This is a genomic window from Stenotrophomonas maltophilia group sp. LNF247 (genome assembly GCF_054083135.1).
The window spans coordinates 151,998-178,711 of record NZ_JBSRQL010000005.1; the positions used below are offsets into that span (position 1 = coordinate 151,998).

The following is a 26,714-nucleotide window of genomic DNA, read 5'->3' on the forward strand; positions in this document are numbered from 1 at the left end:
TCTGCATGTCTTCCCACACCCCCGCCCATCGCGTTCCCCTGGCCGATCTGGCTGCGCCGTCCACTGTCGTGCACAAGTTCGGCGGCACCTCGGTGGCCGATGCCGAACGCTATCGCCATGTTGCCGGCCTGCTGCTGGCCCGCCCCGAAGCGCTGCAGGTCACTGTCGTCTCGGCGATGAAGGGCGTCACTGACGCGCTGATTGATCTGGCGCAGCTGGCGGCCAAGGGCGACGAAGGTTGGCGCGAGGCGTGGCATGCCCTGCGCGCGCGCCATCGCGGCGCCGCCGTGGCGCTGCTGGGCGAGCAGGTCGGCGAGACGGTCGAATGGATCGACGCCCGCTTCGATCAGCTGGCCGAAGTGCTGGCGGCGCTGGCGGTGATCGGCGAGCTGCCGCGCGAAGTGCTCGACCGTGTGCAGGGCCTGGGCGAAGTGTTTTCCGCACAGCTGCTCGGCAGCCACCTGCGTGCCCTGGGCGAAGACTGTGCGGTACTCGATGCACGCGACGTGCTGGTGGTCGGGCATGGCGAACTGGGTGTGGATGTCGACTGGGAGTCCAGCGCGGACCGCCTGGCCAAGTGGCGCCTGCGGCATCCGCAGATGCGCCTGGTCGCCACCGGTTTCGTTGCCCGTGACCGCCATGACCGCATCACCACGCTGGGCCGCAACGGCAGCGACTATTCCGGCGCGATCTTCGCCGCGTTGTTCAATGCCGATGAACTGCACATCTGGACCGACGTCGACGGCGTGCTGTCGGCCGACCCGCGGCTGGTGCCCGAGGCGGTGCAGCTGGAGTCACTGAGCTACGACGAGGCCTGCGAGCTGGCTTATTTCGGCGCCAAGGTGGTGCACCCGCAGACGATGTCGCCGGCCATCCGCCTCGGCCTGCCGATCTTCATCCGCAATACCTTCCAGCCGGCGCATCCGGGGACGCGCATCAGCGCCGAGCGCTCGCCGCGCGGGCCGGTGAAGGGCCTGACCCTGAGCCCCGGCTTGGCCCTGTTGAACCTGGAGGGCACCGGCCTGATCGGCGTGCCCGGTACCGCCGAGCGCGTGTTCGCGGCGCTGCGCCAGGCGCAGGTGTCGGTGGTGATGATCTCGCAGGGTTCGTCAGAGCATTCGATCTGCTGCGTGGTTCGCGCCGCCGAAGCGGCGCGTGGCCGTGAGGCACTGCTGCATGCGTTCGCGCATGAACTGTCGGTAGGGCAGGTGCAGCGCGTGCAGGTCAGCGAGGGCGTCAGCGTGCTGGCGGCAGTGGGCGACGGCATGGCCGGCCAGCCCGGTGTGGCGGCGCGCCTGTTCGAGGCGCTGGGACGCGCGCAGGTGAACATCCTGGCGATCGCGCAGGGCTCGTCGGAGCGCAATATTTCTGTGGCGGTGGACAGTGCCGATGCCACCCGCGCATTGCGGGCCGCACATGCGGGCTTCTGGCTGTCGCCGCAGACGTTCGCGGTCGGTGTGATCGGGCCGGGCAACGTCGGCGCGGCACTGCTGGACCAGCTGCTGGCGGCCCGCCCGCAGCTGCTGGCCAAGGCCAATGTGGATCTTCGCCTGCGCGCGCTGGCCTCGCGTTCGCGCATGCGGCTGGAAGTGGATGGCCTGCACGCCGATTGGCGGGAGGCCTTGCAGGACGCGGGCGAGCCCAGCGACCTGGATCGCTTCACCGAACACCTGCTGGCCGCGCACCTGCCGCATGCGGTGGTGATCGACTGCAGTGGCAGCGCCGAGGTGGCCGAGCGCTACGAGGGCTGGCTGGCAGCCGGCATCCACGTGGTGACCCCGAACAAGCAAGCCGGTGCTGGCCCACTGCCGCGCTACCAGCGCATCCGCGCTGCTGCTGCGGCCAGTGGTGCGCGCTTCCGCTACGAAGCCACGGTGGGCGCGGGCCTGCCGGTGATCACCACGCTGCGTGATCTGGTCGATACGGGCGACGAGGTGCTGGCGATCGAAGGCATCTTCTCCGGCACGCTGGCCTGGCTGTTCAACCGCTTCGATGGCAGCCAGCCGTTCTCGCAGCTGGTCGCGCAGGCGCGGTCGATGGGCTACACCGAGCCGGACCCGCGTGACGATCTTTCGGGCGTGGACGTGGCGCGCAAGCTGGTGATCCTCGCCCGCGAGGCCGGCCACGCGCTCAGCCTGGAACAGGTACAGGTGGAAAGCCTGGTGCCGGCGCTGCTGCGCGACGGCAGCGTGGATGACTTCATGGCGCGGCTGGGCGAGTCCGATGCCAGCCTGTTGCAGCGGTTGCAGGACGCGCGGGCGCGTGGCGCGGTGCTGCGCTACGTGGCACAGCTGGGCGCTGACGGTGCCTCGGTGGGCCTGCAGGAACTGCCCGCCGACCACGCCTTCGCCAACCTTCGGTTGACCGACAACGTGGTGCAGTTCCGTACCCGTCGCTACTGCGACAACCCGTTGGTGGTGCAGGGTCCGGGTGCGGGTCCGGAGGTGACGGCAGCGGGTGTGTTCGCGGACCTGCTGCGGGTCGCCGCCGGTGAAGGAGCGCGGCTGTGATCGCACGTGCGTTCGCGCCTGCCTCGGTGGCCAACGTGGCAGTGGGCTTCGACATTCTCGGCCATGCCATTGCCGGTATCGGCGATACCGTGAGCGTGCGCCGCATCAACGAGCCTGCGGTGCGCATCGATGCGATCCGTGGCAGTGCTGTCGCGCTGCCACTGGACGCAGCCGGCAACACCGCCGGGGCTGCGCTGATGTCGCTGCGCGAAGGCCTGGGCCTGGATTTCGGTTTCGCAGTCGAGATCGACAAGGGCATCCCGTTCGGTTCCGGCATGGGCGGTTCGGCAGCGTCGAGTGTCGCGGCCCTGGTCGCCGCCAATGCGCTGCTGGATGCGCCGCTGACGCGCGAGGCGCTGTATCCATTTGCGCTGGATGGCGAGGCGGTGGCCAGTGGTGGCCGTCACGGTGACAACGTGGGGCCATTGCTGCTGGGCGGGCTTGCACTGTGCACGGCCGACCGCCTGCTGCCGATTCCGGTACCGGCTACCTGGCACAGCCTGCTGGTGCATCCGCACGCGGTGCTGGAAACACGCCGTGCGCGCCAGGTGCTGCAGGGCAGCTATGCGCTGGGTGAATTCGTGGCACAGAGTGCGAACCTCGCGCTGGTACTCAGTGGTTGCCATCGCAGCGACGCCGCGCTGGTCCGCGCAGGCCTGCGTGATGTGCTGGTGGAGCCTCGCCGCGCCGGCCTGATTGCGGGCTTCGAGGCCGCACGCGATGCGGCGCTGTCTGCGCATGCGATGGGCGCGGGCATTTCGGGCGCTGGCCCCAGCGTGTTCGCCTGGTTCGAGGACGCCGACCAGGCCCGCGCCGCTGCCGCACCGGTGCAGGCGGCATTCGCCGCCGCCGGTTTCGACAGCGATGCCTGGGTGTCGCCGCTGGATGCACCGGGAGCCCGCTTGTGCTGAATCCTTCCCCTTTACTGGATACCCAACCTATGCAATTTGTTTCGACCCGCGGCCAGTCCCCGGCCGTCGGCCTCAGTGCGGCGATCGCTGCAGGATTGGCGCCCGATGGTGGGCTGTATGTTCCGCAGGTGCTGCCGGCGCCACGTGAGCTGCAGGCCGGCGCAACGCTGGCCGATACCGCCGCCGATCTGCTGGCACCGTTCTTCGCAGGTGATGCTCTGGAGGCAGCGCTGCCTTCGATCTGCCGCGAGGCGTTCGACTTCCCGGTGCCACTGCGTGCACTCGGCGACGGTGACCATGTGCTGGAGCTGTTCCATGGGCCGACGGCGGCGTTCAAGGATATCGGTGCGCGCTTCCTGGCCGGTACGCTGTCGCGGCTGCAGGCCGGCAAGGACCGTGATCTGACCATCGTCGTCGCCACCTCCGGCGATACCGGCGCCGCCGTTGCCGCGGCCTTCCATCGCCAGCCCGGCGTACGCGTGGTGGTGCTGTATCCGGATGGCCGCGTGTCACCGCGGCAGGCGCATCAGCTCGGTTGTTTCGGCGACAACATCCAGGCGCTGCGCGTGGCCGGCGCCTTCGACGATTGCCAGGCGATGGTCAAGCAGGCACTGGCTGACCGCGAACTGCAGGCGCAGGTGCCGCTGAGTTCGGCCAACAGCATCAGCCTCGGCCGCCTGCTGCCGCAGATGAGTTATTACGCGCATGCGGCGTTGTCCCATTACGCGACGCATCGTCGCCGGCTCAACCTGGTGGTGCCGACCGGCAACCTTGGCAATGCGATGGCGGCCGTGCTGGCGCGCGCGCTGGGCGTGCCGATCGGGCAGATCGTGCTGGCCACCAATGCCAATGCGGTACTGCCGGCGTACTTCAACGGTGGCGACTACCAGCCGCAGGCCAGTGTGGCCACGGTTGCCAACGCAATGGATGTGGGGGCGCCAAGCAACTTCGAACGCCTGCGCTGGCTCTATCACGGTGATGATGCCGAGCTGCGCGCTGCCTTCCGCGCGTTCTCGGTAGATGACGTGACCATCCGCGCGACGATTGCGGCGGCGCACGCCAGCAACGGCGAACTGTTCTGCCCGCATACGGCCACAGCGGTGAAGGTGCTGCAGGACCTGCGCGCGCGTGGTGCCAAGGGTGACTGGGCGGTGGTGGCTACCGCCCATCCGGCCAAGTTCGAGGCTGTGGTCGAACCGTTGATCGGCGAACCCGTGGCCGTGCCGCCTGCATTGGATGCGTTGTTGCAGCGGCCGGCGCACGCCGAACCGTTGGCCGCCGATTACGCGGCGTTGCGTGAGGTGTTGGCTCCCATGTAGAGCCGAGCCATGCTCGGCTGCTGTTCGCGCACGGCGCGATGAGTCGAGCATGGCTCGACTCTACAATGCCCTTCGCGCAACACGGGTAGTGCCGGCCGCTGGCCGGCAACCCAGCCAACCGCGATGCGGTCAGATCAACCCTTCACCGGCCAGCGTGCGCAGTCCATCCTCATCGAGGATCTCCACCACGTTCAAATGGGGCAGGGCGATCAACCCCTGCTGGCGCAGCTTGGTGAAGGTGCGGCTGACCGTTTCCATGGTCAGGCCCAGGTGGTCGGCGATATCGCCACGCCCCATCGGCAGCGATACGCGCAGGCCGTCACCACCGAGCCTGGCCTCGCGCGCGGCCAGGCGCAGCAGGAAATCAGCCAGCTTCTCTGCCGGCTGCAGGCGTGCCAGCGCCAGTGCAGCGTCCTGCGCGGCATCCAGTTCCTGGCAGGCACGCTGCAGCAGCTTGCGCTCCAGGTGCGGGAAGCGGCTGCGCAGCGCCTTCATCTGCGGCAACGCGACGCGGCATACGCGGCTGTCGGCGATGGCTTCGATGTCGTAGCGGTGATGGTCGCTGCCACTCAGTCCGAGGTAGTCGCCGGGAAGCACGAAACCGTTGATCTGGCGGCGGCCGTCGGCCAGGGTGCGTACCAGTCGCAGTGCGCCAGCGGTCAATGTATAGACATGGTCGCGCTCTTCACCCGTGCGTGCCAGCGTGCTGCCCATGCTGACCTGCTGTGACACGGTGACCTGTTCCAGCGCCTGCACTTCATCGGGCGACAGCGCCGAGCACACCGCAAGGTGGCGAACCGAGCAGTGCAGGCAGTCCAGCGTGGTGCAGGACGGCGCGGCGGGATCGTTGGTGGCGGGCGGAGCGCCGGAAGGCCGTGACATGGTGCGGGGGCGTATCGCGGGCGGGGAGGGCCTTATGATACTTCAAGCGGCCGTTCGACCCTGCCCGAGGCGGGGGCGCTAGAATGTCGCCCCCTCCCACGTCCCGTTCCAGCAGGAGTTCCGCCCGTGATCAAGCCCCGTACCCCGCCCGGCACCCTTGAACTGCTGCCGCGCGAGCAGATTGCATTCCAGCGCATGCTGGACGTGATCCGCCGCAACTACGAGCGCTTCGGGTTCCTGCCGGTGGAGACGCCGGTGTTCGAACTGTCCGACGTGCTGCTGACCAAGTCCGGCGGCGAGACCGAGCGCCAAGTGTACTTCGTGCAGTCCACCGGTGCGCTGGCCAATGCGGCCGAATCGGGCGACCGTTCGCTGCCGGAGATGGCGCTGCGCTTCGACCTGACCGTGCCGCTGGCACGCTACGTGGCCGAGCACGAACACGAACTCACCTTCCCGTTCCGTCGCTACCAGATGCAGCGCGTGTACCGCGGCGAGCGTGCCCAGCGCGGCCGTTTCCGTGAGTTCTACCAGTGCGACATCGACGTGATCGGCAAGGACAGCCTGAGCGTTCGCTATGATGCCGAAGTGCTGGCGGTCATCCACGCCGTGTTCTCGGAACTGCGCATCGGTGACTTCAGCATCCAGCTGAACAACCGCAAGCTGATGCGCGGCTTCTTCGAAAGCCTGGGCGTGGCCGAAGGCGAGCGCCAGCTGGCGGTGCTGCGCGAAGTGGACAAGCTCGACAAGCGCGGCGCCGATTACGTGCGCGAGACGCTGGTCGGCGAAGGCTTCGGGATCCCGGCCGAACAGGTCGAGAAGATCCTGGCCTTCGTGGCTGTGCGTTCGCAGGGCCATGCCGATGCGCTGGCGCACCTGGCCACGCTTGAAGCCGACGCCGGTTCTTCGGAGATCCTGCGTGCCGGTGTTGCTGAACTACGCGAAGTGCTGCAGCTGGTGCAGGCGCTTGGCGTGCCGGAAAGCGCCTATTGCCTGAATTTCTCGATTGCGCGTGGCCTGGATTACTACACCGGTACCGTGTACGAGACCACGCTGACCGACCACCCGCAGATCGGCTCCATCTGCTCGGGCGGCCGTTATGAAGACCTGGCCAGCCACTACAGCAAGTCGAAGCTGCCGGGCGTAGGCATCTCCATCGGCCTTTCGCGCCTGTTCTGGCAGCTGCGCGAGGCCGGCCTGATCGACGGCATCGAAGCCAGCAGCGTGCAGGCGCTGGTGGCGCTGATGGACGAGCAGGGCATGCCGCAGTCGCTGGACATCGCGCGTCGCCTGCGCGCCGGTGGCATCAACACCGAAGTGCAGATGGAGCCGAAGAAGATCGGCAAGCAGTTCCAGTACGCCGCCAAGGCGGGCATCCGCTTCGTGGTGTTGGCCGGTGAGGACGAGCTGGCGCGCGGGGTGGTGGCGGTGAAGGACCTGGTGCGCGAGCAGCAGTTCGAAGTCTCCCGCGACGAGCTGGCCAGCACTTTGCAGGTGGAGCTGGAGCAGTCGAAGGTGATGTAACGGCCATTGGCAGCATGCAGCGCTTCAACGAAACGCCCACCCACCGGTGGGCGTTGTCGTTTCCGGACCCCGGCCGTCCCAACAGCTCGCGGCCAACTGTCGAAGGCGGGGGTGGTCCGAACCCCCCTTTGCCGCTGCTCCGGCCTGTGCGGGCGCAGGGCAGCAGCCCTGCCGCCCCCTCACCCCCCTATTTGACGCGTCGCGGAATAATGCGCTAATGTACTAACGCGCTATTACATTGATGCATGGAAACGACCCCGTGAAAGCCCGTCCCGACATTGCCGCCAAAGACCCCAGGGCCGACCTGGAAGCCCTGGCCCGGGCCTTTGCCGCCCTGCGCGAGCCGGAACAGGTCGAGGCCTTCCTGCGCGATCTGTGCACCCCCGCTGAGCTGGAAGCCATGGCCGACCGCTGGAAAGTGGTGCCGCTGCTGCAGCAGGGCGTGCCGTACCGCGAGATCCACGAGCGCACTGGCGTCAGCGTGACCACCACCGGACGGGTGGCGCGAACGCTCGAGCATGGCCATCGAGGCTATGCCGCCGCCATCGACCGCCTTGCTTCGCGCTGATCCGCGCCCCGTTCCGAACTTCGAGACCTCCCCCATGAGTGCAACCCAGGCAGCGCCGGCACGAGACCGGCTGCGTATCGCCATCCAGAAGAGTGGCCGGCTGGCCGAGCCCGCCCGCAACCTGCTCAGTGCCTGTGGCCTGAGCTGGCGCGAGAGCCGCGACAAGCTGTTCTGCTACGGTGAATCGCTGCCGGTGGATCTGCTGCTGGTGCGCGACGACGACATCCCGGGCCTGATCGCCGACGGCGTCTGCGACCTCGGCATCGTCGGCCGCAACGAGCTGGACGAGCAGGCTGCGGCACGTCGCCAGATCGGCCTGCCGGATGCCTACGAGGCACTGCGCGGGCTGGGCTTTGGCCAGTGCCGGCTGATGCTGGCGGTACCCGAGGAGTGGCAGTGGCAGGGACCGGCGCAGCTGGCCGGTACCCGCATCGCCACCAGCTACCCGGCCATCCTCAAGCAGTGGCTGGCCGAGCAGAACGTGGATGCACAGGTGGTCGAGCTGTCCGGTTCGGTGGAAATCGCACCGCGCCTGGGCACGGCCGACCTGATCTGCGATCTGGTGTCCAGCGGCGCGACACTGCGCGCCAATCAGCTGACCCCGGTACACAACCTGCTCGACAGCGAAGCAGTGCTGGCCGGTGCAGTGCGCGTACCGGATGATGCGCGCGCATCGCTGCGCGCGATGCTGCTGCGCCGCCTCGACGGCGTGGTGCAGCGCCAGGACCGCAAGCTGCTGATGTTCCGCGCCAGCGAGGATCGCGTCGACGCGCTGGCGCAGCTGCTGGCCGATGCCGAGCCGCTGGTGCGGCTGCCGGCCGATGGCGGCGCGCTGCGCCTGCAGACCATGTGCCCGGGCCCGCTGAGCTGGCAGCGCATGGAAGAACTCGAGCGCGCCGGCGCGCAGGGCCTGATGGTGTTGAGCGTGGAGCGGTCGCTGGCATGAACCGTCTGACCTGGTCCCGACTTGATGAAACCGCGCGCCGCGCCGCGCTGACCCGCCCGGTGCAGACCGTGGCGCAGCAGACCCGCGACGCGGTGGCTGCGTTGATCGCGCAGGTGCGTGCGCAGGGCGACGACGCACTGCGTGCGATCACCGCGCGTTTCGATGGTGTCGAGCTCTCGTCCTTTGAGGTGAGCGAAGCCGAATTTGCCGCTGCCGAAGCCGCCGTGCCCGCCGAACTTCGCCAGGCCATGGTGGACGCCGCCGAGCGCATCGCCCGCTTCCACGCCGCCGGCATGGGCAAGGGATACGCGGTGGAGACCGCGCCGGGGGTGGTCTGCGAACGCATGCTGCGTCCGATCGGACGGGTAGGGCTCTACGTGCCGGCCGGCAGCGCACCGCTGCCGTCCACTGCGTTGATGCTGGGCGTGCCCGCGCAGCTGGCTGGCTGCCCGCAGGTGGTGCTGTGCACGCCGCCACGCGCCGACGGAAGTGCCGATCCGGCAGTGCTGGTAGCCGCCCGCCTGACCGGCGTGCGGCGCGTGTTCAAGCTGGGCGGCGCGCAGGCGATCGCCGCGATGGCCTATGGCACCGCCAGCGTTCCGGCCTGCGACAAGCTGTTCGGGCCCGGCAACAGCTTCGTGACCGAAGCCAAGCAGCAGGTCGCGCAGGATGGCGCCGCCGCCATCGATATGCCGGCCGGTCCCTCCGAAGTGCTGGTGATTGCCGATGCTGGTGCCAATCCGGCGTTCGTCGCCGCCGACCTGCTGTCGCAGGCCGAGCACGGCCCGGATTCACAGGTGCTGCTGCTGACCGACGATGCCGCGATGCTGGCCGCGGTCGAAGTCGAGGTGGAGCGCCAGGTGGTCTTGTTGCCGCGCCAGCAGATCGCGCGCCAGGCCTTGTCGGCCTCGCGGTTGATCCAGGTCGATTCGCTGGAGGAAGCCTTCGCGATCAGCAACCGCTATGCGCCGGAGCACCTGATCCTGGCACTGCGTGATCCGCGCGCGTGGCTGGACAAGGTGCAGGCGGCCGGCTCGGTGTTCCTGGGGGATTACACGCCCGAAGCACTGGGCGACTACTGCAGTGGCACCAATCACGTGCTGCCGACCGCCGGTGCGGCGCGTGCCTACAGTGGCGTCAGCGTCGCCAGCTTCCAGAACCTGATCAGCGTGCAGAGCGCCAGCGCCGCCGGCCTGGCCGCGATCGGCCGCTGCGCGCGCATCATCGCCAGCGCCGAAGGCCTGGATGCACATGAACGTGCGGTCGCAGTGCGCATGGAGGTGGCAGCATGAGCACGGCGATCGATGACGTGCTGGGGCTGGTGCGCCCCGATCTGCAGGCCTTCGCTGGCTACAGTTCGGCGCGCAGCGCGGCGGTGCAGGGCGAGGTCTGGTTGAACGCCAACGAGTCGGCCTGGGCCAATCCGGCCGACGCGGCTGGCAGCAGCCGGCGCTATCCCGAACCGCAGCCGTTGGCATTGCGTGAGGGACTGGCGGCGCTGTACGGCGTGACGCCACAGCAGCTGCTGATCGGTCGCGGCAGCGACGAAGCCATTGATCTGCTGGTGCGCGCGCTGTGCGTGCCGGGCCGCGATGGCGTGCTGGTCACGCCGCCGGTGTTCGGCATGTACGCTGTCTGCGCACGCCTGCAGGGTGCCGCATTGATTGAAGTGCCGCTGGTGGACAGCGAGGATGGCCTGCGCGCCGACCTGGATGCGGTGATCGACGCGGCCAAGGCGCAAGGCGCCAAGCTGGTGTTCCTGTGCGCCCCGTCGAACCCGGCCGGCAGTGATATCGCCCTGGATGAAGTCGAGCGCGTGGTGGTTGCGCTGCGCGGGCAGGCGCTGGTGGTGGTGGACGAGGCCTATGTCGAGTACGCAGGGCGCGCATCGGCCATCACGCTTCTGGCCGCACATGCCAATCTTGCAGTACTGCGCACCTTGTCCAAGGCGCACGCGCTGGCTGCTGCCCGCGTCGGCACCCTCATCGCCGCCCCGGAGCTGATTGCCGTGCTGCGCCGCTGCCAGGCGCCGTACCCGGTGCCGACGCCGTGCGCGGAACTGGCGGTACAGGCGCTGCAACCCGGCGCGCTGGCCAGGACCGCCGAACGCGTAGCCACGGTGATTGCCGAGCGCGAACGCCTGCGCGTGGCGCTGCCGGGCCTGCCCGGCGTGCGTCGCGTCTACCGCTCATCCGGCAACTACCTGCTGGTGCGCTTCGCCGATGCCCAGGCCGCGTTCGATACGCTGCTGGCTGCGGGCGTGGTGGTGCGGGACCAGCGCGCCGCGCCGCAGTTGGGTGATGCGCTGCGCATCAGCATCGGCAGCCCAGAAGAGAATGACCGCGTGCTTGCGGCCCTGTCGGCGCGGAGGGCCGCAGCATGACCCCGATCCTGTTCATTGACCGCGACGGCACCCTCATCGAGGAGCCGTCCGACTTCCAGATCGACGCCTACGAGAAGCTGCGCTTCGTGCCGCAGGTGATCCCGGCGCTGCTGAAGCTGCGTGACGCCGGCTACCAGTTCGTGATCGTCACCAACCAGGACGGCCTCGGCAGCGACAGCTACCCGCGCGCCAGCTTCGATGGCCCCAACGACCTGATGCTGCAGATCTTCGAGAGCCAAGGCATCACCTTCCGTGATGTGCTGATCGACTGCAGCTGGCCGCACGACAATGCGCCGACCCGCAAGCCGGGCATCGGACTGATGACGGCTTATCTGCAGGACCGCAGCATCGACTGGGCGCGTTCGGGCATGGTCGGCGATCGCATCACCGACCTGCAGTTTGCCGACAACCTCAACATCCGCGGTTTCCAGTTGCGCACCGCGCAGTTCGGTGGTCAGTGGGACTGGCCGGGCATTGCCCACGCGCTGGCCGACGCACCGCGCACCGCCGTGGTCCAGCGAAATACGAAAGAAACGAAGATCCGCGTGGAACTGGACCTGGACCGTGCCGCTGATGCACGCATCTCCACAGGCCTGCCGTTCTTCGACCACATGCTGGAACAGATCGGCAAGCATGGCGGCTTCGCGCTGGACATCCAGGCCGAGGGTGACCTGCACATCGACGAGCACCACACCATCGAGGACACCGGGCTGGCCCTGGGCCAGGCCCTGCGCGAAGCACTAGGCGACAAGCGCGGCATCGGCCGCTACGGTTTCACCCTGCCGATGGACGAGACGCTGGCCAGCGCCGCACTGGATTTCAGCGGCCGCCCGTACTTTGTGTTCGAAGGTGAGTTCAAGCGTGAGCGCGTGGGCGATATGCCGACCGAGCTGGTGCCGCACTTCTTCCGTTCGCTGTGCGATGCCAGCGGTTTGAACCTTAACCTGCAGGTACGGGGCGACAACGATCACCACAAGGTCGAGGCCTGCTTCAAGGCGCTGGCACGCGCGCTGCGCCCTGCATTGGCCCGGCAGGGCACGGCACTGCCGAGTACCAAGGGGGCGTTGTGAGTGACGTCGCGCTGATCGATGCCGGTGGTGCCAACCTGGGCTCGGTGCGCTATGCGCTCGAACGTCTTGGCGCCAGCGTTCGGCTGGTGCGCGATGCCGATGGACTGGTCGGCGCGCAGCGGGTGATCCTGCCCGGCGTCGGTGCCGCCGGTCCCGGCATGCAGCGCCTGCATGCGCAGGGCCTGGTCGAGCCGTTGCAGCGGCTGGAAGTGCCGTTGATGGGCATCTGCCTGGGCATGCAGCTGTTGTTCGAGCGCTCCGAGGAAGCCGGCGTGGAAACGCTGGGGCTGATTCCCGGGGTGGTGCGCAAGCTGGTACCAGCCTGCGGCATCCGGGTGCCGCACATGGGTTGGAACCGCCTGCTGCCGCTACGTGAGTCGCTGCTGTTGCAGGGTGTACCCGAGCGGGCCAGCGCCTATTTCGTGCACAGCTATGCGGCGCCACTGAATACCCACACCGTTGCTGCCTGTGATCACGGCGGCCTGTTCACGGCCGTGGTGGAGCAGGGCCGCTACTACGGCGCACAGTTCCATCCCGAGCGCTCCGGCGAGACCGGCTCGCTGATGCTGCGCAACTTCCTTGAGGGCACTGCTGCATGAGTTTCATCGTCTACCCCGCGCTGGATATCCGCGACGGCCGCGTGGTGCGGCTGCGCCAGGGTGACTACGCGCAGGAAACCTCGTATGGCGACGATCCGCTGCCGCGTGCACAGGCCTTCGCTGCGCAGGGCGCGCAGTGGATGCATCTGGTCGACCTGGACGCTGCGCGTGCCGGTGGCTACACCCTTGCGCCGCTGCTGGCGTCGATCCGTGCGCAGACGCCGCTGCAGGTGCAGACCGGCGGTGGCGTGCGCGGCCGCGACGACGTGGCGCGCATCCTCGATGCCGGCGCCGGTCGCGTAGTGGTCGGCTCGCTGGCGGTGCGTCGCCCCGATGAAGTGGTCGGCTGGCTGGAGGAATTCGGCGCCGAGCGCATCACCATCGCGCTGGATGCGCGTCAGGATGCCCAAGGCCAATGGCAGCTGCCGGTGCACGGCTGGACCGAGAACGCCGGGGTGACCCTGGATGACCTGGCCCAGCGCTACGCACGCGCCGGCATGCGCCACCTGCTGTGCACCGACATTGCCCGCGACGGCATGCTGGCTGGGCCCAACATCAGCCTCTACCAGCACCTGTCGGCGTTGCTGCCGGGCGTGGCCGTGCAGGCTTCCGGTGGCATCCGCGACGTGGACGATGTGGCCGAGGCCCGTGCTGCCGGCTGCGGCGGTGCCATCCTCGGCAAGGCCCTGCTGGAGCAGCGCATGGACCTGGCGGAGGCACTGGCATGTTGAGCCGCCGCATCATTCCGTGCCTGGACGTGCGTGAGGGCCGCGTGGTCAAGGGCGTGCGCTTCCGCGATCACGTCGACATGGGCGATATCGCCGAGCTGGCGCAGCGCTACCGTGACCAGGGCGCCGACGAGCTGGTGTTTTATGACATCGGCGCCAGCCCCGAGGCGCGTTCGGTCGACGTTGCCTGGATCGAGCGTATCGCGCGACTGATCGACATCCCGTTCTGCGTGGCCGGTGGCATCGACAGCGTCGAAACGGCACGCCGCGTGCTGTTCGCCGGTGCCGACAAGGTGTCGATCAACTCGCCGGCGCTGGGGCGCCCGGAACTGATCACCGAGCTGGCCGACGAGTTCGGCGTGCAGTGCGTGGTGGTCGGCGTCGATTCGGTGCGCGAGGCCGATGGGCAATGGCGGGTGCGCCGTTTCAGCGGCGACCCGGACAAGACCCAGGCGGTGCGGCTGCGCACGCTGGACTGGATCGTCGAAGCACAACGGCGTGGCGCCGGTGAGATCGTGTTGAACTGCATGGACAGCGATGGCGTGCGCCGTGGCTACGATGTCGTGCAGCTGCAGCAGGCACGGGCACTCTGCCAGGTGCCGCTGATCGCCTCCGGTGGCGCCGGTGCGATGGAACATTTCGCAGAAGCCTTCGACCAGGCCGACGTCGATGGTGCACTGGCGGCGAGCGTGTTCCACAGCGGTGCCATCGCCATTCCAGAATTGAAGCGCTACCTGCGCGGACAGCAGATCGAGGTGCGGGATGTCTATTGAAGTCAGGCCGTCGTCGGACGCATTGCAGGCGCTGGACTGGAGCAAGGGCGACGGCCTGCTGCCGGCCGTGGTTCAGGATGCCGACACCCTGCAGGTGCTGATGCTGGGCTATGTGAGTGCCGAATCGCTGGCGGCCACGCTGGCCATCAGCCACATGACGTTCTTCAGCCGCAGCAAGCAGCGGTTGTGGACCAAGGGCGAGCAGTCCGGCAACGTGCTGGTGGTGCAGTCGATCAGCGTCGACTGCGATGCCGATACTTTGCTGGTGATGGCACGGCCGGCGGGGCCAACCTGCCACACCGGTGCAGAGAGCTGCTTTGACCAGGCGCCGAAGGATTTCCTGGGCGGGCTGGGCCAGCTGGTGGCGATGCGTGAGGCGCAACGCCCGCCGGGCAGCTACACCACCAGCCTGTTCGAGGGCGGCATCCGCCGTATCGCGCAGAAGGTGGGCGAGGAGGGCGTGGAGACCGCATTGGCCGCCGTGGCGCAGGATGACGAGGCATTGCTGGGCGAGGCGTCGGACCTGCTGTACCACCTGCTGGTGCTGCTGCGCGCGCGCGGGCTGTCGCTGGATGATGCGCGCGCGGTACTGGAAAAGCGCCATCGTTGAGCGGCGGTAGTGCCGGCCGCTGGCCGGCAACTCATGCTCGCCTGGCATCTGAGGCTTGCCGGCCAGCGGCCGGCACGACCCGCCGGCAATGCAGCCGAGCATGGCTCGGCTCTACAATACCGCGTCTCTTTCTGCCGGATCTCCCTCATGAAACTGCCTGCCGCGTGGCTGTGCTGCCTGTTGCTGACCTCGCCGGCCTGGGCCGCGGACACCGTGGTCAGCGGCAAGGTGTATCTGGAGCGTGACGGCAAGCCTGGCCGCGGTGCGACCGATCCGGGCCTGGCCGGGGTGCAGGTTTCCAACGGCGAGATCATCGTCAAGACTGCCGCTGACGGCAGCTACAGCCTGCCGGTGCGCGACGGCCAGACCGTATTCGTGATCAAGCCTGATGCGTATTCCTTCCCGAAAGCGGCCGACGGCCTGCCTTCGTTCTGGCGGCACTATCGCCCGAACGGTTCGCCGGCGTTGAAGTACGGCGGCATCGCCGCGACCAGCGACGTCACCCGCAACTGGGATTTCGCCCTGCAGTCGGATCGCCATGACAGTCGGCGCGGCTTCCAGATGCTGGTGTTCACCGACTCCCAGACCGCGAGCCTGAAGGACATCGGCTACTACCAGCAGTCGATCGTGGCGCCGCTGGTCGGCCAGACCAAGGCGCGCATGGGCACCACCCTGGGTGACATCGTCAACGATGACTTGACGCTCTACCCGGCGATCAACAAGGTCACCACCGGACTTGGCGTGCCGTGGTTCCATGTGCCGGGCAACCACGACCTCGATTTCGATGCGGCCAGCGACGAACACTCGCTGGACAGCTGGCGCAACATCTACGGTCCGGACACCTACGCGGTGGAAGAGGGCGGCGCCAGTTTCGTGTTCCTGGACGACGTGGTGTACGACCCCAAGGCCAGGCCGAAGTACATCGGCGGCCTGCGCGAAGACCAGTTCGCCTTCCTCGCCAGCTACCTGAAGGGCCTGCACAAGGATCGCCTGCTGGTGCTGGGCATGCACATCCCGCTGTTCGACGCGGCGCCGGGGCGCGAGACCTTCCGCCATGCCGACCGCCAGCGCCTGTTCGACCTGCTCAAGGACTTCCGCAACGTGCTCGTGCTCAGCGGCCACAGCCACACCCAGCAGCACGTCTACCACGGCAAGGCCGACGGCTGGAACGGCGACAAACCGCTGCACGAATACAACGTGGGTGCCAACTGCGGCGCGTTCTGGTCGGGGGTGAAGGATGCCGCCGGCGTGCCGGACAGCACCATGAGTGATGGCACGCCGAAGGGCTACGCATTGCTCGACGTGGCCGGCAACGGCAGCTATCGCCTGCAGTACCGCGTGGCCGGCAAGCCGGCCAGCGAGCAGATCGGCCTGCATGCGCCGAAAGTGCTGCGCCAGGGGGCTTACCCGGCGTGGGGCATCTATGCCAACGTCTACATGGGTGAGGATGCCAGCGTGGTTGAGTACCGCGTTGATGGCGGCGCTTGGCAGCCGATGAAGCAGGTCAGCCAGCCCGACCCGCGCCTGATGGTGGAGAACGTGGCCGACGATCTGGCTGACAGCCTGCGTGGCTACGACCGCTCGCCGGAGGCCACCGCGTCGCCGCACCTGTGGCGTGGCGCGCTGCCGACCGACCTGGCCGTGGGCAGCCACAAGGTCGAGGTACGCTCCACCCAGCCCGATGGCGCGGTGTTCACCGCCACCACCCGCTACAGCCTGCAGACGGCCCAGCCCTGACACGCCGCAAGGCCTCTCCAGCGAAAGGACCCCGCATGGATATCCGCTTCATGGCCGGCACCACGCCGGTGACCCTGAGCCGCCACTGGTTCACCGGCGCGATGCTGCTGCAGAGCGCCACCGAGAAGGTCTGGGTGCAGCATCCGCTGCATCCGGGCACGCACTTCTCCTTCTCGCTGGTACAGTCGTGGCTGCGCCACATCGCCGGCCACGAAGTGCTGGTCGAGCGCACCCGGCCGCTGCTGTTTGCCGGCTTCCGCCCGCAGCGGCTGCGCGTGCTGGTGGATGGCGTGCAGGTGGCCGAACAGGAAGGCATGTAGGCCAACCTGAACCGCCGGCGCGCTAGGCAAAGCCGCCCCGATGCCTGAGAATCGGGGCGATTCAATCGATCCAAGCAGGCCAGCGTGACCATCGCAGCAGCGTCCCCGGTTTCCTCCGACTCCGCCCGCGGCGGTCCTCCGCGCAGTCTGGTGGTCGCCGATGTCGGTGGCACCTTCGCCCGCCTTGCGCTGGCTGAAACCCAACCCGGCCAGGCGCCGCTGCTGGGCAGCCATCGCACCTACGCCTGCGCCGAGCACCCCAGCCTAGCGGCGATCCTTGCTGATTTCACCGCTGGCCTCGGCCAGCCGGTGCAGACCGCGGTGGTCGCCATCGCCGGCCTGCTCGATGGCGATGTGCTGATCAATTCCAATCTGCCGTGGACGGTCTCGCTGTCGGCCACCCGCGCGCAGTCCGGGCTGCATGAGCTGCAGTTGATCAATGATTTCGAAGCGGTGGCGCTGGCCATCCCGTACCTGCAGCCTGCCACTCTGGTGCCACTGAACGGCGATGCTGACCCGGCGCAGGCGTTCCCGGCGCTGGTGCTGGGCGCCGGTACCGGCCTGGGCGCGGCACTGCGTTTCGCCGATGGCGAGCGCCCGGTGCTGGCCAGCGAGATCGGCCATGCCGCGCTCGGCGCCGGCAACGCGCTGGAACTGCAGGTGCTGGGCAAACTGCTGCAGCGCTGGGCGCACGTGGACAACGAGCGCGTGCTGTCCGGCAGTGGCCTGATGAACCTGTACCCGTGCCTGTGCGAGCTGCGCGGCGTCACCCCGGTGTGGACCAGTACCGAAGCACTGATCGGTGCCGCCCGCAGCGGTGAAGACGCGCTGGCGGTGGAGACGCTGCAGGTGTTCTGCGCCTGGCTGGGCAGCCTGGCCGGCGACGCAGCGATCGCCGTCGGTGCGCGCTCGGTGTACCTCGCCGGAGGTATTTCCGCGCATGTGCAGGATTTCCTGGCCGATGGCCGCTTCCGTGAGCGCTTCCTCAACAAGGGCGTGCTGACCGAGGTGCTGCGCCAGGTGCCGGTATGGCGCGTGGAGCACGGCCAGTTGGGCGTGCTCGGCGCAGCGGTCTGGCACGCCGCACGGCAGCCCACGCACGACTGATCGGCATGACCGGCATCGTGCCGGCCGTGCATTGCAGACTGGGAGGGGAAGATGGTGGATCGCAGGCAGTTCCTGCAGGCCGGTGCACTGGCTGCAGGCATGGCGGCTTTGCCGGGCGTGCAGGCGCGCACGCAGGGTGGGGCCAGGGTGGTTTCGACCTGGGACTTCGGCGTACCGGCCAACCAGGCCGCGTGGAAGGTGCTGGCGCAGGGCGGCAGCGCGCTGGATGCGGTGGAAGCAGGCGCACGCTGGGCCGAGAGCGAGCTGTGCAACCCCACCGTCGGCCATTGTGGCAACCCCGATCGCGACGGCGTGCTGAGCCTGGACGCGAGCATCATGGATGGCGATGGCCGTTGTGGCGCAGTGGCCGCGCTGGTCGACATCCTGCATCCGGTGTCGGTGGCCCGCAAAGTGATGGAGAACAGCCCGCACGTGCTGCTGGTGGGCGAGGGCGCGCAGCAGTTCGCGATGCAGCAGGGTTTCGAGCGCAAGCACCTGCTGACGCCGCAGGCCGAAGCGGCCTGGCGCGAGTGGCTGAAGACGGAGAAGTATCAGCCGCAGATCAACGCCGAGCGCCGTGGTATTCCCGGCAACAGCGACAACCACGACACCATCGGCATGCTGGCGCTGGATGCCAAGGGCCACCTTGCCGGTGCCTGCACCACCAGCGGCATGGCCTGGAAGCTGCACGGCCGGGTCGGCGACAGCCCGATTATCGGTGCCGGCCTGTATGTCGACAACGACGTGGGCGCGGCCACTGCTTCGGGCGTGGGTGAAGAGATGATCCGCAACGCCGCTTCGTTCCTGGTGGTCGAACTGATGCGCCAGGGGCGCTCGCCGGCACAGGCCTGCCGCGAAGCGATCGACCGTGTGGTGCGCAAGCGGCCGGAGGCGAGCAAGACCCTGCAGGTGTGCTTCCTGGCCATGAACAAGCAGGGCGAGGTGGGCGCCTGCGCGTTGCATCGCGGCTTCGTCTACGCGGTGTGCGATGCGCAGCGCCAGGATGACCTGCGCGACTCGCCGTCGATCTACACGAGCAGCCAGGCGTGAGCACGCGGCTGACCCTGGAGGTCGCCAGCAATTCGCTGGCTTCGGCACTGGCCGCGCAGGCCGGCGGCGCCGACCGCATCGAGCTGTTCGACAACCTGGCCGAGGGTGGCACCACGCCGTCGTTTGCCAGCATCGCGATTGCCCGCGAACGCCTGTCGATTCCGCTGTTCGTACTGGTGCGCCCACGCCCGGGCGACTTCCACTACGACGCGCTGGAAACCGAACTGATGCTGCGTGACATCGCGCAGTGCCGCGCGCTGGGCTGCGATGGCGTGGTGATTGGTGCATTGGACGTGCAGGGCGGCGTTGACGTGGCGCTGTGCCGTGAACTGATGCAGGCGGCCGGGCCGTTGCAGGTGACCTTCCACCGCGCCTTTGATGCTGCCCGCGACCTGCCGGCGGCGCTGGAGCAGGTGATCGGGCTGGGCTGCCAGCGCGTGCTGACCTCCGGCGGCCAGGTCAGCGCCGAGGCCGGTGTCGATGTGCTGGCGGCGCTGGTCACCCAGGCGGCCGGGCGTATCACGGTGATGGCAGGTGCCGGATTGGCCCCGGGCAACATCGCAACCGTCGCGCGGCAGACGAGCTGTACCGAACTGCACGCGTCCGCAAAAGGCCTGCGCCGCTCGGCCATGCAGTTCCAGAACCCGGCCCTGCGCGGCTTGGACCCGGACTGGAGCCAGACCGCCACCGCGACCGTGGCCGCGCTGCGGCAGGCGCTGGACGGCGCAAGGTAGCCCGCCTCTTCTGTAGAGCCGAGCCCACGCTCGGCTGCTTTTCTCGGCGAACAACAGCAGCCGAGCGCGGGCTCGGATCTACAACGACCCGCTGTCGGCCGTACACGGCATCACGGACAAAACCGTTCCGCGCGCGGTTGTCGTGATCGTGTCACTACTTCGTGCGCCGTTCTTTCAGTGATGTGTCGCAACTATTTGATTGTTATGGATGTCGGTGGCCGCTAGCGGCATTCCGCCGGCTGTTGCTGCGCCGCCGCATGCCGGGCGTGGTTCAGCTGTGCTTTAGTTTGGATCGATCCACAGGGGAGGTGCCCTATCGGTCGTGAACCGACCCAAGCGCCTGGATCCGTCGTAGTGCCGCGCCACCGTCCGCCCGTGCGTCCACATCTTCGAAGAGCAACCACCATGGCTCAGATCGTCCACAAGCGTCGCCACCTGCTGTCCCAGGCCCTGATCCTGGCCCTGCTTCCCCTGGCTGCCAATGCGCAGCAAGCCTCAAGCTCGTCTACCAAGGATCTCGACGCGGTCACCGTCACCGGCTCGCGCATCAAGCGCGCCAGTGTCGAAGGCCCGGCCCCGGTCAACGTGATCACCGCGCAGCAGATCCAGAAAGAGGGCTTCGTCAGCGTGTATGACGCGCTGAAGACGCTCACCGAAGCGACCGGCACCGTTGAAGCCGCCTCGCAATGGGGCTCGCACACGCCCAACGCCAGTGGCCTGAACCTGCGCGGGATGGGCCCGAACCGTTCTCTGCTGCTGGTCAACGGCCGCCGTGTGGCCGACTACCCGCTGCCCTACGGCGGCGAAACCAATTTCTCCAACTACGGCAACATTCCGGCCGCAGCAGTGGAGCGCATCGAAGTGCTGACCGGTGGCGCCTCGGCCATCTACGGTTCGGATGCGATCGCCGGCGTGGTCAACGTCATCCTCAAGACCAACTACGACGGCGACGAAGTGCGCGTGCGTGGCGGTACCTCCACAGAAGGTGGACGAGATACCTGGGACCTGTCCTGGGCCGGCGGCAAGACCGGCGACAACTGGAGCGTGACCTACGCGCTGCAGTACACCAAGCGCGATCCGCTGTTCGGACGCGACCGACCGCAGATGGACGACGCCGACGACGCACCGTATCCCTCCTGGAACATGGAGCAGCGCAGGGTCGGCTTCCGCCCCACCTCGGGCCTGGCATTGATCGACCCGACCAACGGCCAGCGCCTGGCACCGCCTGCAGGCACCTGCGAGAAGTTCGACGGCGAGTACTACACTGCCGATCGGCTGGTCTACAACTACGCTACCAACACCATCACCAACACCGGCCGCCTGTGCGGCATGAGCGCCGACTACGCCAACTGGCTGCTCACCGGCGGCGCCGAGAATGTTTCCGGCAACCTCTACGCCACCTTCGATTTCAGCAGCGACCTGCAGGCCTGGACCAACCTGGCGGTGTACCACTCCGAAGCGATCTGGGGCACCAATCCGCCCAGCGTCTCGCTGATCGACGACGACAACGGCTATTACTGGGATGCCAACCGCAACCGCCCGATCCTGGGCGTGCGCCAGTTCACTCCGAACGAAGTCGGTGGCCTGGATACCCTGCGCAACACCAACCGCGAGCTGTCCTGGGACTGGAGCGCAGGCCTGCGTGGCCGCCTTGCCGATCGCTTCGACTGGAGCGCCTCGGTGGGCCGTTCCTACTACCGCGTGGAAGAACGGCAGAACGTGGTGGACGAGCAGAAGTCGTACGACTACTTCCTCGGCCCGCGCCTGGGCACAACCCCCGATGGCGAGGCGATCTACGCGTTGAACGAATCGCGCTGGTGGAATCCGCTCACGCCGGACCAATACTGGCAGATGGGCACGGTGGCCAGGAACCGCGCGTCATCGTGGGTCAACCAGGCCTCGGCGGATATCACCGGCGAGCTGTTCCAGGGCTGGGCAGGCCCGATCTCGTTCGCAGCGGTAGCTGAAGTCGCGCAGCAGGGCTACCACCTCAGCCCGGACCCACGCGCCGGCATCGATTTCGACCTGCAGAACGTCGACCGCGGTGGTGGCGAGCGCACCCGGTATTCAGCGGGCGTCGAGTTCAAGATTCCGCTGCTGGAGAGCGTGACGGCCACCGCGGCCGCACGCTACGACCGCTATGGCAACTACAAGGCCGATGACAGCAGTGAAGCGTTGGATATCGGCAGCCAGAAGGAAACCACCTGGAACGTCGGCCTGGAATGGCGCCCGGTCGAATCGCTGCTGGTGCGTGGCTCGTATGCCACCAGCTTCCACGCGCCGGACATGCACTACCTGCTGGGCCAGCCGAGCAGTTCCGAAGTGCAGACCTATGATCGCCTGCGCTGCATCCAGAGCGGTGCCTACCTGGTCAACAACTGTGGCGTGGGCAACACCGATGTCTGGTACACCTTCGACGTGAACCGCCGTGGCACGCCGCTGCTGCGCTCGGAAACCGGTGATTCGTGGACGGTCGGCTTCGTCTGGGACGTGATGCCCAACCTGTCGGTCAGCGCCGACTACTGGGCGATCAAGCTGGAAGACATGATCGTCGACGTCGGCGCCGATGAGGTGCTGGCCAGCGAGGCGGGCTGCCTGACCGGCAAGAACATCGATGGCACGCCATGGGCCAATCCGGCCGGTGGCGACTACTGCGCCGGCATCCTGGCGCGCGTGAACCGTGACAGCAACGGGCGCCTGGTGTCGATCGAGCGCGGCCCGTTCAACCTGGCCAGCCGCGAAGTGCGTGGCGTCGACCTGACCGCGCGCTACCGTCTGGAGACCGCGCAGTGGGGCAGCTTCCAGCTGGGTGTGAATTACACCAACCAGATCTCCACCAAGGAACAGCGCTACGCCAACGACCCGAACCCGGAACGCCGCGACCGCGACCTGCGCAGCAAGCTGCGCGCGAGCCTGGCCTGGCAGCGCGGCAACTGGAATGCCAATGTCTATGCCGACCGCGTGGGCTCGGTGCCGGGCGTGCGCTACCACTGGGGCACCGACCGCCTGGACAACCCCGGCGGCTGCCTGCCGTTCGCCGATGGCTACGTGCCCAGCGACAGCCCGTCGCTGAACTGCTTGGAGCCGGCAACGCGTCCGGATGGCTCGCCGAACCCGAACCCCAATGCCGGGCAGCAGACGGCGCGCTACTACGGTCGAGTGGGGCCGTTCATCACCTGGAACTTCAACGTGGGCTACCAGGTGACCGAACACGCGAAGGTAAACGTGTACGTCAACAACGCCTTCAACTCCGCCAGCTGGAACCACAAGGATCCGTACAAGCTGGACTATGACTTCGCCCCGACCCGGTTGCTGAGCGCGGTCGGCCGTGAGCTCGCATTGGAGTATGTGTTCACGTTCTGAAGAGACCGACCTCGCCGGTAGATCCACGCCATGCGTGGATGCGGAAACGGAACGCCGGGGGCGGCGCCCCCTTCAGGCATGCGGACAGGCTGGATTTGACCTTCCCACGATGGCAAGGTTTAGCCTGTCCGCATCCAGAAGGAACCCCGGGAATCCGATCATGAGCACGCCCCGCGCCGCTGCCGCCTCCGCAAGTCCTGCCACCATCAGCCTGCCCATCGAGGGCATGACCTGCGCCAGCTGTGTCGGCCGGGTCGAGGCGGCGCTGTCCAGGGTCGAAGGTGTGGGCAGTGTTTCGGTCAATCTGGCCACCGAGCGCGCGGATATCCGCCCGTCCGGCCCGGTCGATCGGGCCGCGCTGATCCAGGCGGTGGAGCGGGTGGGCTACGACGTACCTGCCGCCACCGTTGAACTGGCCGTGGAAGGCATGACGTGCGCCTCCTGCGTGGGCCGCGTGGAGCGCGCGCTGCTGGCGGCGCCAGGCGTGAGCCAGGCCAGCGTCAACCTGGCCACCGAGCGCGCCACGGTGCGTGGCGTGGCGGATGCTGCGACGCTGGTCGCCGCCATCGACAAGGCCGGCTATGACGCACGCGTAATCGAGGCGGGTGTGCAGTCCGATGACGAGGCCGTAGAAAAGAAGGATGCCGAGCGTGCCGAACTGAAGCGCGACCTGATCGTGGCCACTGCGCTGGCATTGCCGGTGTTCGTGCTGGAGATGGGCTCGCACCTGATTCCCGGCATCCACGAATGGGTGATGGCCACGATTGGCATGCAGGCCAGCTGGTACCTGCAGTTCGCACTGACGCTCCTGGTGCTGGCCATCCCCGGTCGCCGTTTCTACCAGAAGGGCTTCCCGGCGCTGCTGCGCCTTGCACCGGACATGAATTCGCTTGTGGCGGTGGGCACCGCTGCGGCGTTCGGCTATTCGGTGGTCGCGACCTTTGCACCGCGGCTGCTGCCGCCGGGCACGGTGAACGTCTACTACGAAGCGGCGGCGGTAATTGTCGCACTGATCCTGCTCGGCCGCTTCCTCGAAGCGCGCGCCAAGGGCCGCACCTCGGAGGCGATCAAGCGTCTGGTCAACCTGCAGGCCAAGGTCGCCCACGTGATCCGTGACGGCCGCACCGTCGATATCCCGGTCAATGAAGTGCAGAGCGGCGACGTGGTGGAAGTGCGGCCAGGCGAGCGTGTGCCGGTCGATGGCGAGGTGGTTGAAGGCCGCAGCTACATCGACGAATCGATGATCAGCGGCGAGCCGATTCCGGTTGAGAAGCAGCCGGGCAGCAGCGTGGTGGGCGGTACGGTCAACCAGAAGGGCGCACTGACGGTACGTGCGACGGCGGTGGGCGCGCAGACCCTGCTGGCGCAGATCATCCGCATGGTCGAACAGGCGCAGGGCTCGAAGCTGCCGATCCAGGCGGTGGTTGACAAGGTCACGTTGTGGTTCGTGCCGGCGGTGATGCTGGCCGCGCTGGCGACCTTCGCAGTCTGGCTGATCTTCGGCCCGTCGCCGGCGCTGAGCTTCGCGCTGGTCAATGCGGTGGCGGTGCTGATCATTGCCTGCCCATGCGCGATGGGCCTGGCCACGCCGACCTCGATCATGGTGGGGACCGGTCGTGGCGCCGAAATGGGCGTGCTGTTCCGCAAGGGCGAAGCGCTGCAGCTGCTGAAGGATGCGCAGGTGGTGGCGGTGGACAAGACCGGCACGCTGACCGAGGGTCGCCCGCGCCTGACCGACTTCGAGATCACGGACGGCTTCGATCGCAGCACAGTGTTGGCGGCAGTGGCTGCAGTGGAATCGCGCTCTGAACATCCGATCGCCCGCGCCATCGTCGATGCAGCCACTGAACAGGGCATTGCACTGCCGTCGATGGTCGATTTCGAATCGGTCACCGGCATGGGCGTGCGTGCCAGCGTTGATGGTGCGCGGGTGGAGGTCGGTGCCGATCGCTTCATGCGCGATCTGGGCGTGGACATCACTTTGTTTGCGGCGCTGGCGGCAGAGCTGGGCACCCAGGGCAAGTCGCCGCTGTATGCCGCCATTGACGGTCGCCTGGCCGCAATCATCGCGGTATCCGATCCGATCAAGCCGAGCACGCCGGCCGCAATCGCGGCACTGCATCAGCTTGGCCTGAAGGTGGCGATGATCACCGGTGACAACGCTGGTACCGCGCACGCGATCGCGCGCCAGCTCGGCATCGACGAAGTGGTGGCCGAGGTGCTGCCGGAAGGCAAGGTCGAGGCGGTGCGCCGCTTGAAGACCACACATGGCCATGTCGCCTTCGTCGGCGACGGCATCAACGATGCGCCGGCACTGGCCGAGGCCGATGTCGGCCTGGCGATCGGAACCGGTACCGATATCGCGGTGGAATCGGCCGACGTGGTGCTGATGTCGGGTAACCTGCAGGGTGTGCCGAATGCCATTGCGTTGTCGAAGGCGACGCTGGGCAACATCCGGCAGAACCTGTTCTGGGCCTTCGCCTACAACACCGCGTTGATTCCGGTGGCCGCCGGCGTGCTGTATCCGGTCTGGGGCGTGCTGCTGTCACCGGTGTTCGCGGCCGGTGCGATGGCCCTGTCCAGCGTGTTCGTGCTGGGCAATGCGCTGCGCCTGCGCCGCTTCCAGCCACCGATGGCGGATGCCGCCGCCGTCACTCATTGAAGGGAATACCCATGAACATCGGTGAAGCCGCCAAAGCCTCCAGCGTGTCGGCGAAAATGATCCGCTACTACGAACAGATCGGCCTGATTCCCGCCGCTGATAGAACCGAGTCGGGCTACCGGGCGTATTCGCAGGCGGACATCCACCGCCTGCGTTTCATCCGCCGCGCACGCGATCTGGGCTTCCAGGTGGCCGAGATCACCGATCTGCTCGGCCTCTGGAACGATACCTCGCGGCACAGCGCCGACGTCAAGCACCTGGCCGAGCAGCACATCGCCGATCTGGAGCAACGCATCGAGCACATGCGGCAGATGGCCGACACGCTGAAGTCGCTGATCAGCTGCTGCGCGGGCGATGAGCGCCCGGAGTGCCCGATCCTGGAGCGGTTGGGTGAGGACGATGGGACGCTGGTACCGGTCGATACCGCGAAGACTGGTGCGGTGCGGCGGCGTACGCACAAGCATTGACTCGATATCGCATGCATGAAAAAGCCCGCCGGGTGCTGTAGTACCCGGCGGGCTTTTCAGTATGGGACAGGACAGGGGATCAGGCAGTACGCGGCGGGAAGCCGGCATCGGTCAGTGCCGCCACGATCTGCGCTTCGCTGGCCGAGGTCTGCACCTGCACTCGGCGGCTGGCCGGATCTGCCTGCACGCTGGCCTGCGGATCGACCAGTTCGATCGCCTTGGTCACGCTGCGCGCGCAACCGCCGCAGGTCATGCCTTCAACATGGAATTCCATCCGTAGCTCCTTGGGTGCTCTTGGGGTCGAGTCAGTGTGCACCTTCCAACGATGGCAGGGTCAAGTGCCGGGCTGAACGACAGGCAAGGCGGCAAAAAAAACGGCAGCCGCCTGTACCAGCGCGGCTGCCGTGGAGGAACGTCCCCGCCAGGGCGGGGCGTGGGTTGCACCGGGGCGCGC

23 protein-coding genes are annotated in these 26,714 nt (G+C 67.7%); 21 read left to right on the forward strand and 2 right to left on the reverse strand.

Annotated elements, in window-relative coordinates:
* Positions 1–5 precede the first annotated feature (5 nt).
* The 3 genes from thrA to thrC are packed head-to-tail and all read left to right on the forward strand — an operon-like array spanning position 6 to position 4,740.
* Positions 6–2,510, forward strand: coding sequence for a bifunctional aspartate kinase/homoserine dehydrogenase I (gene thrA / locus ACTXG9_RS07395; RefSeq protein WP_206621805.1), 2,505 nt, complete (start codon positions 6–8; stop codon positions 2,508–2,510).
* Entirely contained in the window at positions 2,507–3,421 is a 915-nt protein-coding gene (locus ACTXG9_RS07400; protein WP_206621804.1) for a homoserine kinase, read from the forward strand. The genes thrA and ACTXG9_RS07400 overlap by 4 nt, the downstream gene beginning before the upstream one ends.
* Positions 3,422–3,450: 29 nt before the next feature.
* Positions 3,451–4,740, forward strand: coding sequence for a threonine synthase (gene thrC, locus ACTXG9_RS07405; RefSeq protein WP_206621803.1), 1,290 nt, complete (start codon positions 3,451–3,453; stop codon positions 4,738–4,740).
* Positions 4,741–4,869: 129 nt separating this feature from the next.
* Here the strand turns inward: thrC and ACTXG9_RS07410 are convergent, their stop codons facing one another.
* Positions 4,870–5,622, reverse strand: coding sequence for a Crp/Fnr family transcriptional regulator (locus ACTXG9_RS07410; protein WP_021202837.1), 753 nt, complete (start codon positions 5,620–5,622; stop codon positions 4,870–4,872).
* 126 nt (positions 5,623–5,748) lie between these two features.
* On the opposite strand from ACTXG9_RS07410, the gene hisS reads away from it, so the two are divergent.
* The 18 genes from hisS to cueR all read left to right on the forward strand — a co-directional run bounded on the left by hisS (position 5,749) and on the right by cueR (position 26,260).
* The gene (hisS, locus tag ACTXG9_RS07415) at positions 5,749–7,143 is read left to right on the forward strand and encodes a histidine--tRNA ligase (RefSeq protein ID WP_021202836.1); all 1,395 of its coding nucleotides are present in this window, start codon (positions 5,749–5,751) and stop codon (positions 7,141–7,143) included.
* Positions 7,144–7,402: 259 nt separating this feature from the next.
* Complete coding sequence (locus tag ACTXG9_RS07420; RefSeq protein WP_180832226.1) at positions 7,403–7,711, forward strand: YerC/YecD family TrpR-related protein; 309 nt, start codon at positions 7,403–7,405, stop codon at positions 7,709–7,711.
* A gap of 34 nt (positions 7,712–7,745) precedes the next feature.
* Positions 7,746–8,657, forward strand: a complete 912-nt coding sequence (hisG, locus tag ACTXG9_RS07425) for an ATP phosphoribosyltransferase (RefSeq protein WP_111102999.1) — start codon at positions 7,746–7,748, stop codon at positions 8,655–8,657.
* A complete protein-coding gene (gene hisD, locus ACTXG9_RS07430; protein WP_111099133.1) occupies positions 8,654–9,949 on the forward strand; it encodes a histidinol dehydrogenase in 1,296 nt (431 codons plus the stop codon). Before hisG ends, hisD begins: the two co-directional genes overlap by 4 nt.
* A complete protein-coding gene (hisC, locus tag ACTXG9_RS07435; protein WP_111099134.1) occupies positions 9,946–11,040 on the forward strand; it encodes a histidinol-phosphate transaminase in 1,095 nt (364 codons plus the stop codon). The genes hisD and hisC overlap by 4 nt, the downstream gene beginning before the upstream one ends.
* Positions 11,037–12,110, forward strand: coding sequence for a bifunctional histidinol-phosphatase/imidazoleglycerol-phosphate dehydratase HisB (gene hisB, locus ACTXG9_RS07440; protein ID WP_111099135.1), 1,074 nt, complete (start codon positions 11,037–11,039; stop codon positions 12,108–12,110). Before hisC ends, hisB begins: the two co-directional genes overlap by 4 nt.
* Positions 12,107–12,709, forward strand: coding sequence for an imidazole glycerol phosphate synthase subunit HisH (gene hisH, locus ACTXG9_RS07445; protein WP_006436751.1), 603 nt, complete (start codon positions 12,107–12,109; stop codon positions 12,707–12,709). Before hisB ends, hisH begins: the two co-directional genes overlap by 4 nt.
* Positions 12,706–13,440, forward strand: coding sequence for a 1-(5-phosphoribosyl)-5-[(5-phosphoribosylamino)methylideneamino]imidazole-4-carboxamide isomerase (gene hisA / locus ACTXG9_RS07450; protein WP_180832225.1), 735 nt, complete (start codon positions 12,706–12,708; stop codon positions 13,438–13,440). Before hisH ends, hisA begins: the two co-directional genes overlap by 4 nt.
* The gene (gene hisF, locus ACTXG9_RS07455; RefSeq protein ID WP_206621937.1) at positions 13,434–14,210 is read left to right on the forward strand and encodes an imidazole glycerol phosphate synthase subunit HisF; all 777 of its coding nucleotides are present in this window, start codon (positions 13,434–13,436) and stop codon (positions 14,208–14,210) included. The genes hisA and hisF overlap by 7 nt, the downstream gene beginning before the upstream one ends.
* Positions 14,200–14,820, forward strand: coding sequence for a bifunctional phosphoribosyl-AMP cyclohydrolase/phosphoribosyl-ATP diphosphatase HisIE (gene hisIE / locus ACTXG9_RS07460; RefSeq protein ID WP_021202827.1), 621 nt, complete (start codon positions 14,200–14,202; stop codon positions 14,818–14,820). Before hisF ends, hisIE begins: the two co-directional genes overlap by 11 nt.
* 147 nt (positions 14,821–14,967) lie before the next feature.
* Positions 14,968–16,557 (forward strand): calcineurin-like phosphoesterase C-terminal domain-containing protein, encoded by a 1,590-nt coding sequence (locus tag ACTXG9_RS07465; protein WP_021202826.1) that lies wholly within the window; start codon positions 14,968–14,970, stop codon positions 16,555–16,557.
* Between the two features lie 35 nt (positions 16,558–16,592).
* Entirely contained in the window at positions 16,593–16,877 is a 285-nt protein-coding gene (locus ACTXG9_RS07470; RefSeq protein WP_005409434.1) for a hypothetical protein, read from the forward strand.
* 84 nt (positions 16,878–16,961) lie between these two features.
* Positions 16,962–17,984: a glucokinase gene (locus ACTXG9_RS07475; RefSeq protein WP_021202824.1), complete on the forward strand. Its 1,023-nt coding sequence runs from the start codon at positions 16,962–16,964 to the stop codon at positions 17,982–17,984.
* A 51-nt stretch (positions 17,985–18,035) separates the two neighbouring features.
* Positions 18,036–19,034: a N(4)-(beta-N-acetylglucosaminyl)-L-asparaginase gene (locus ACTXG9_RS07480; protein ID WP_180832222.1), complete on the forward strand. Its 999-nt coding sequence runs from the start codon at positions 18,036–18,038 to the stop codon at positions 19,032–19,034.
* A complete protein-coding gene (locus tag ACTXG9_RS07485) occupies positions 19,031–19,768 on the forward strand; it encodes a copper homeostasis protein CutC (RefSeq protein ID WP_206621938.1) in 738 nt (245 codons plus the stop codon). The genes ACTXG9_RS07480 and ACTXG9_RS07485 overlap by 4 nt, the downstream gene beginning before the upstream one ends.
* Positions 19,769–20,173: 405 nt before the next feature.
* On the forward strand, positions 20,174–23,131 hold the full coding sequence (locus tag ACTXG9_RS07490; RefSeq protein ID WP_206621939.1) for a TonB-dependent receptor plug domain-containing protein: 2,958 nt from the start codon (positions 20,174–20,176) through the stop codon (positions 23,129–23,131).
* Positions 23,132–23,291: 160 nt separating this feature from the next.
* The gene (locus tag ACTXG9_RS07495) at positions 23,292–25,793 is read left to right on the forward strand and encodes a heavy metal translocating P-type ATPase (RefSeq protein ID WP_111103025.1); all 2,502 of its coding nucleotides are present in this window, start codon (positions 23,292–23,294) and stop codon (positions 25,791–25,793) included.
* 11 nt (positions 25,794–25,804) lie between these two features.
* A complete protein-coding gene (gene cueR / locus ACTXG9_RS07500; protein ID WP_019661429.1) occupies positions 25,805–26,260 on the forward strand; it encodes a Cu(I)-responsive transcriptional regulator in 456 nt (151 codons plus the stop codon).
* A gap of 79 nt (positions 26,261–26,339) precedes the next feature.
* On the opposite strand, the gene ACTXG9_RS07505 is transcribed toward cueR, so the two are convergent.
* Positions 26,340–26,534, reverse strand: a complete 195-nt coding sequence (locus ACTXG9_RS07505) for a heavy-metal-associated domain-containing protein (RefSeq protein WP_021204511.1) — start codon at positions 26,532–26,534, stop codon at positions 26,340–26,342.
* Positions 26,535–26,714 lie beyond the last annotated feature (180 nt).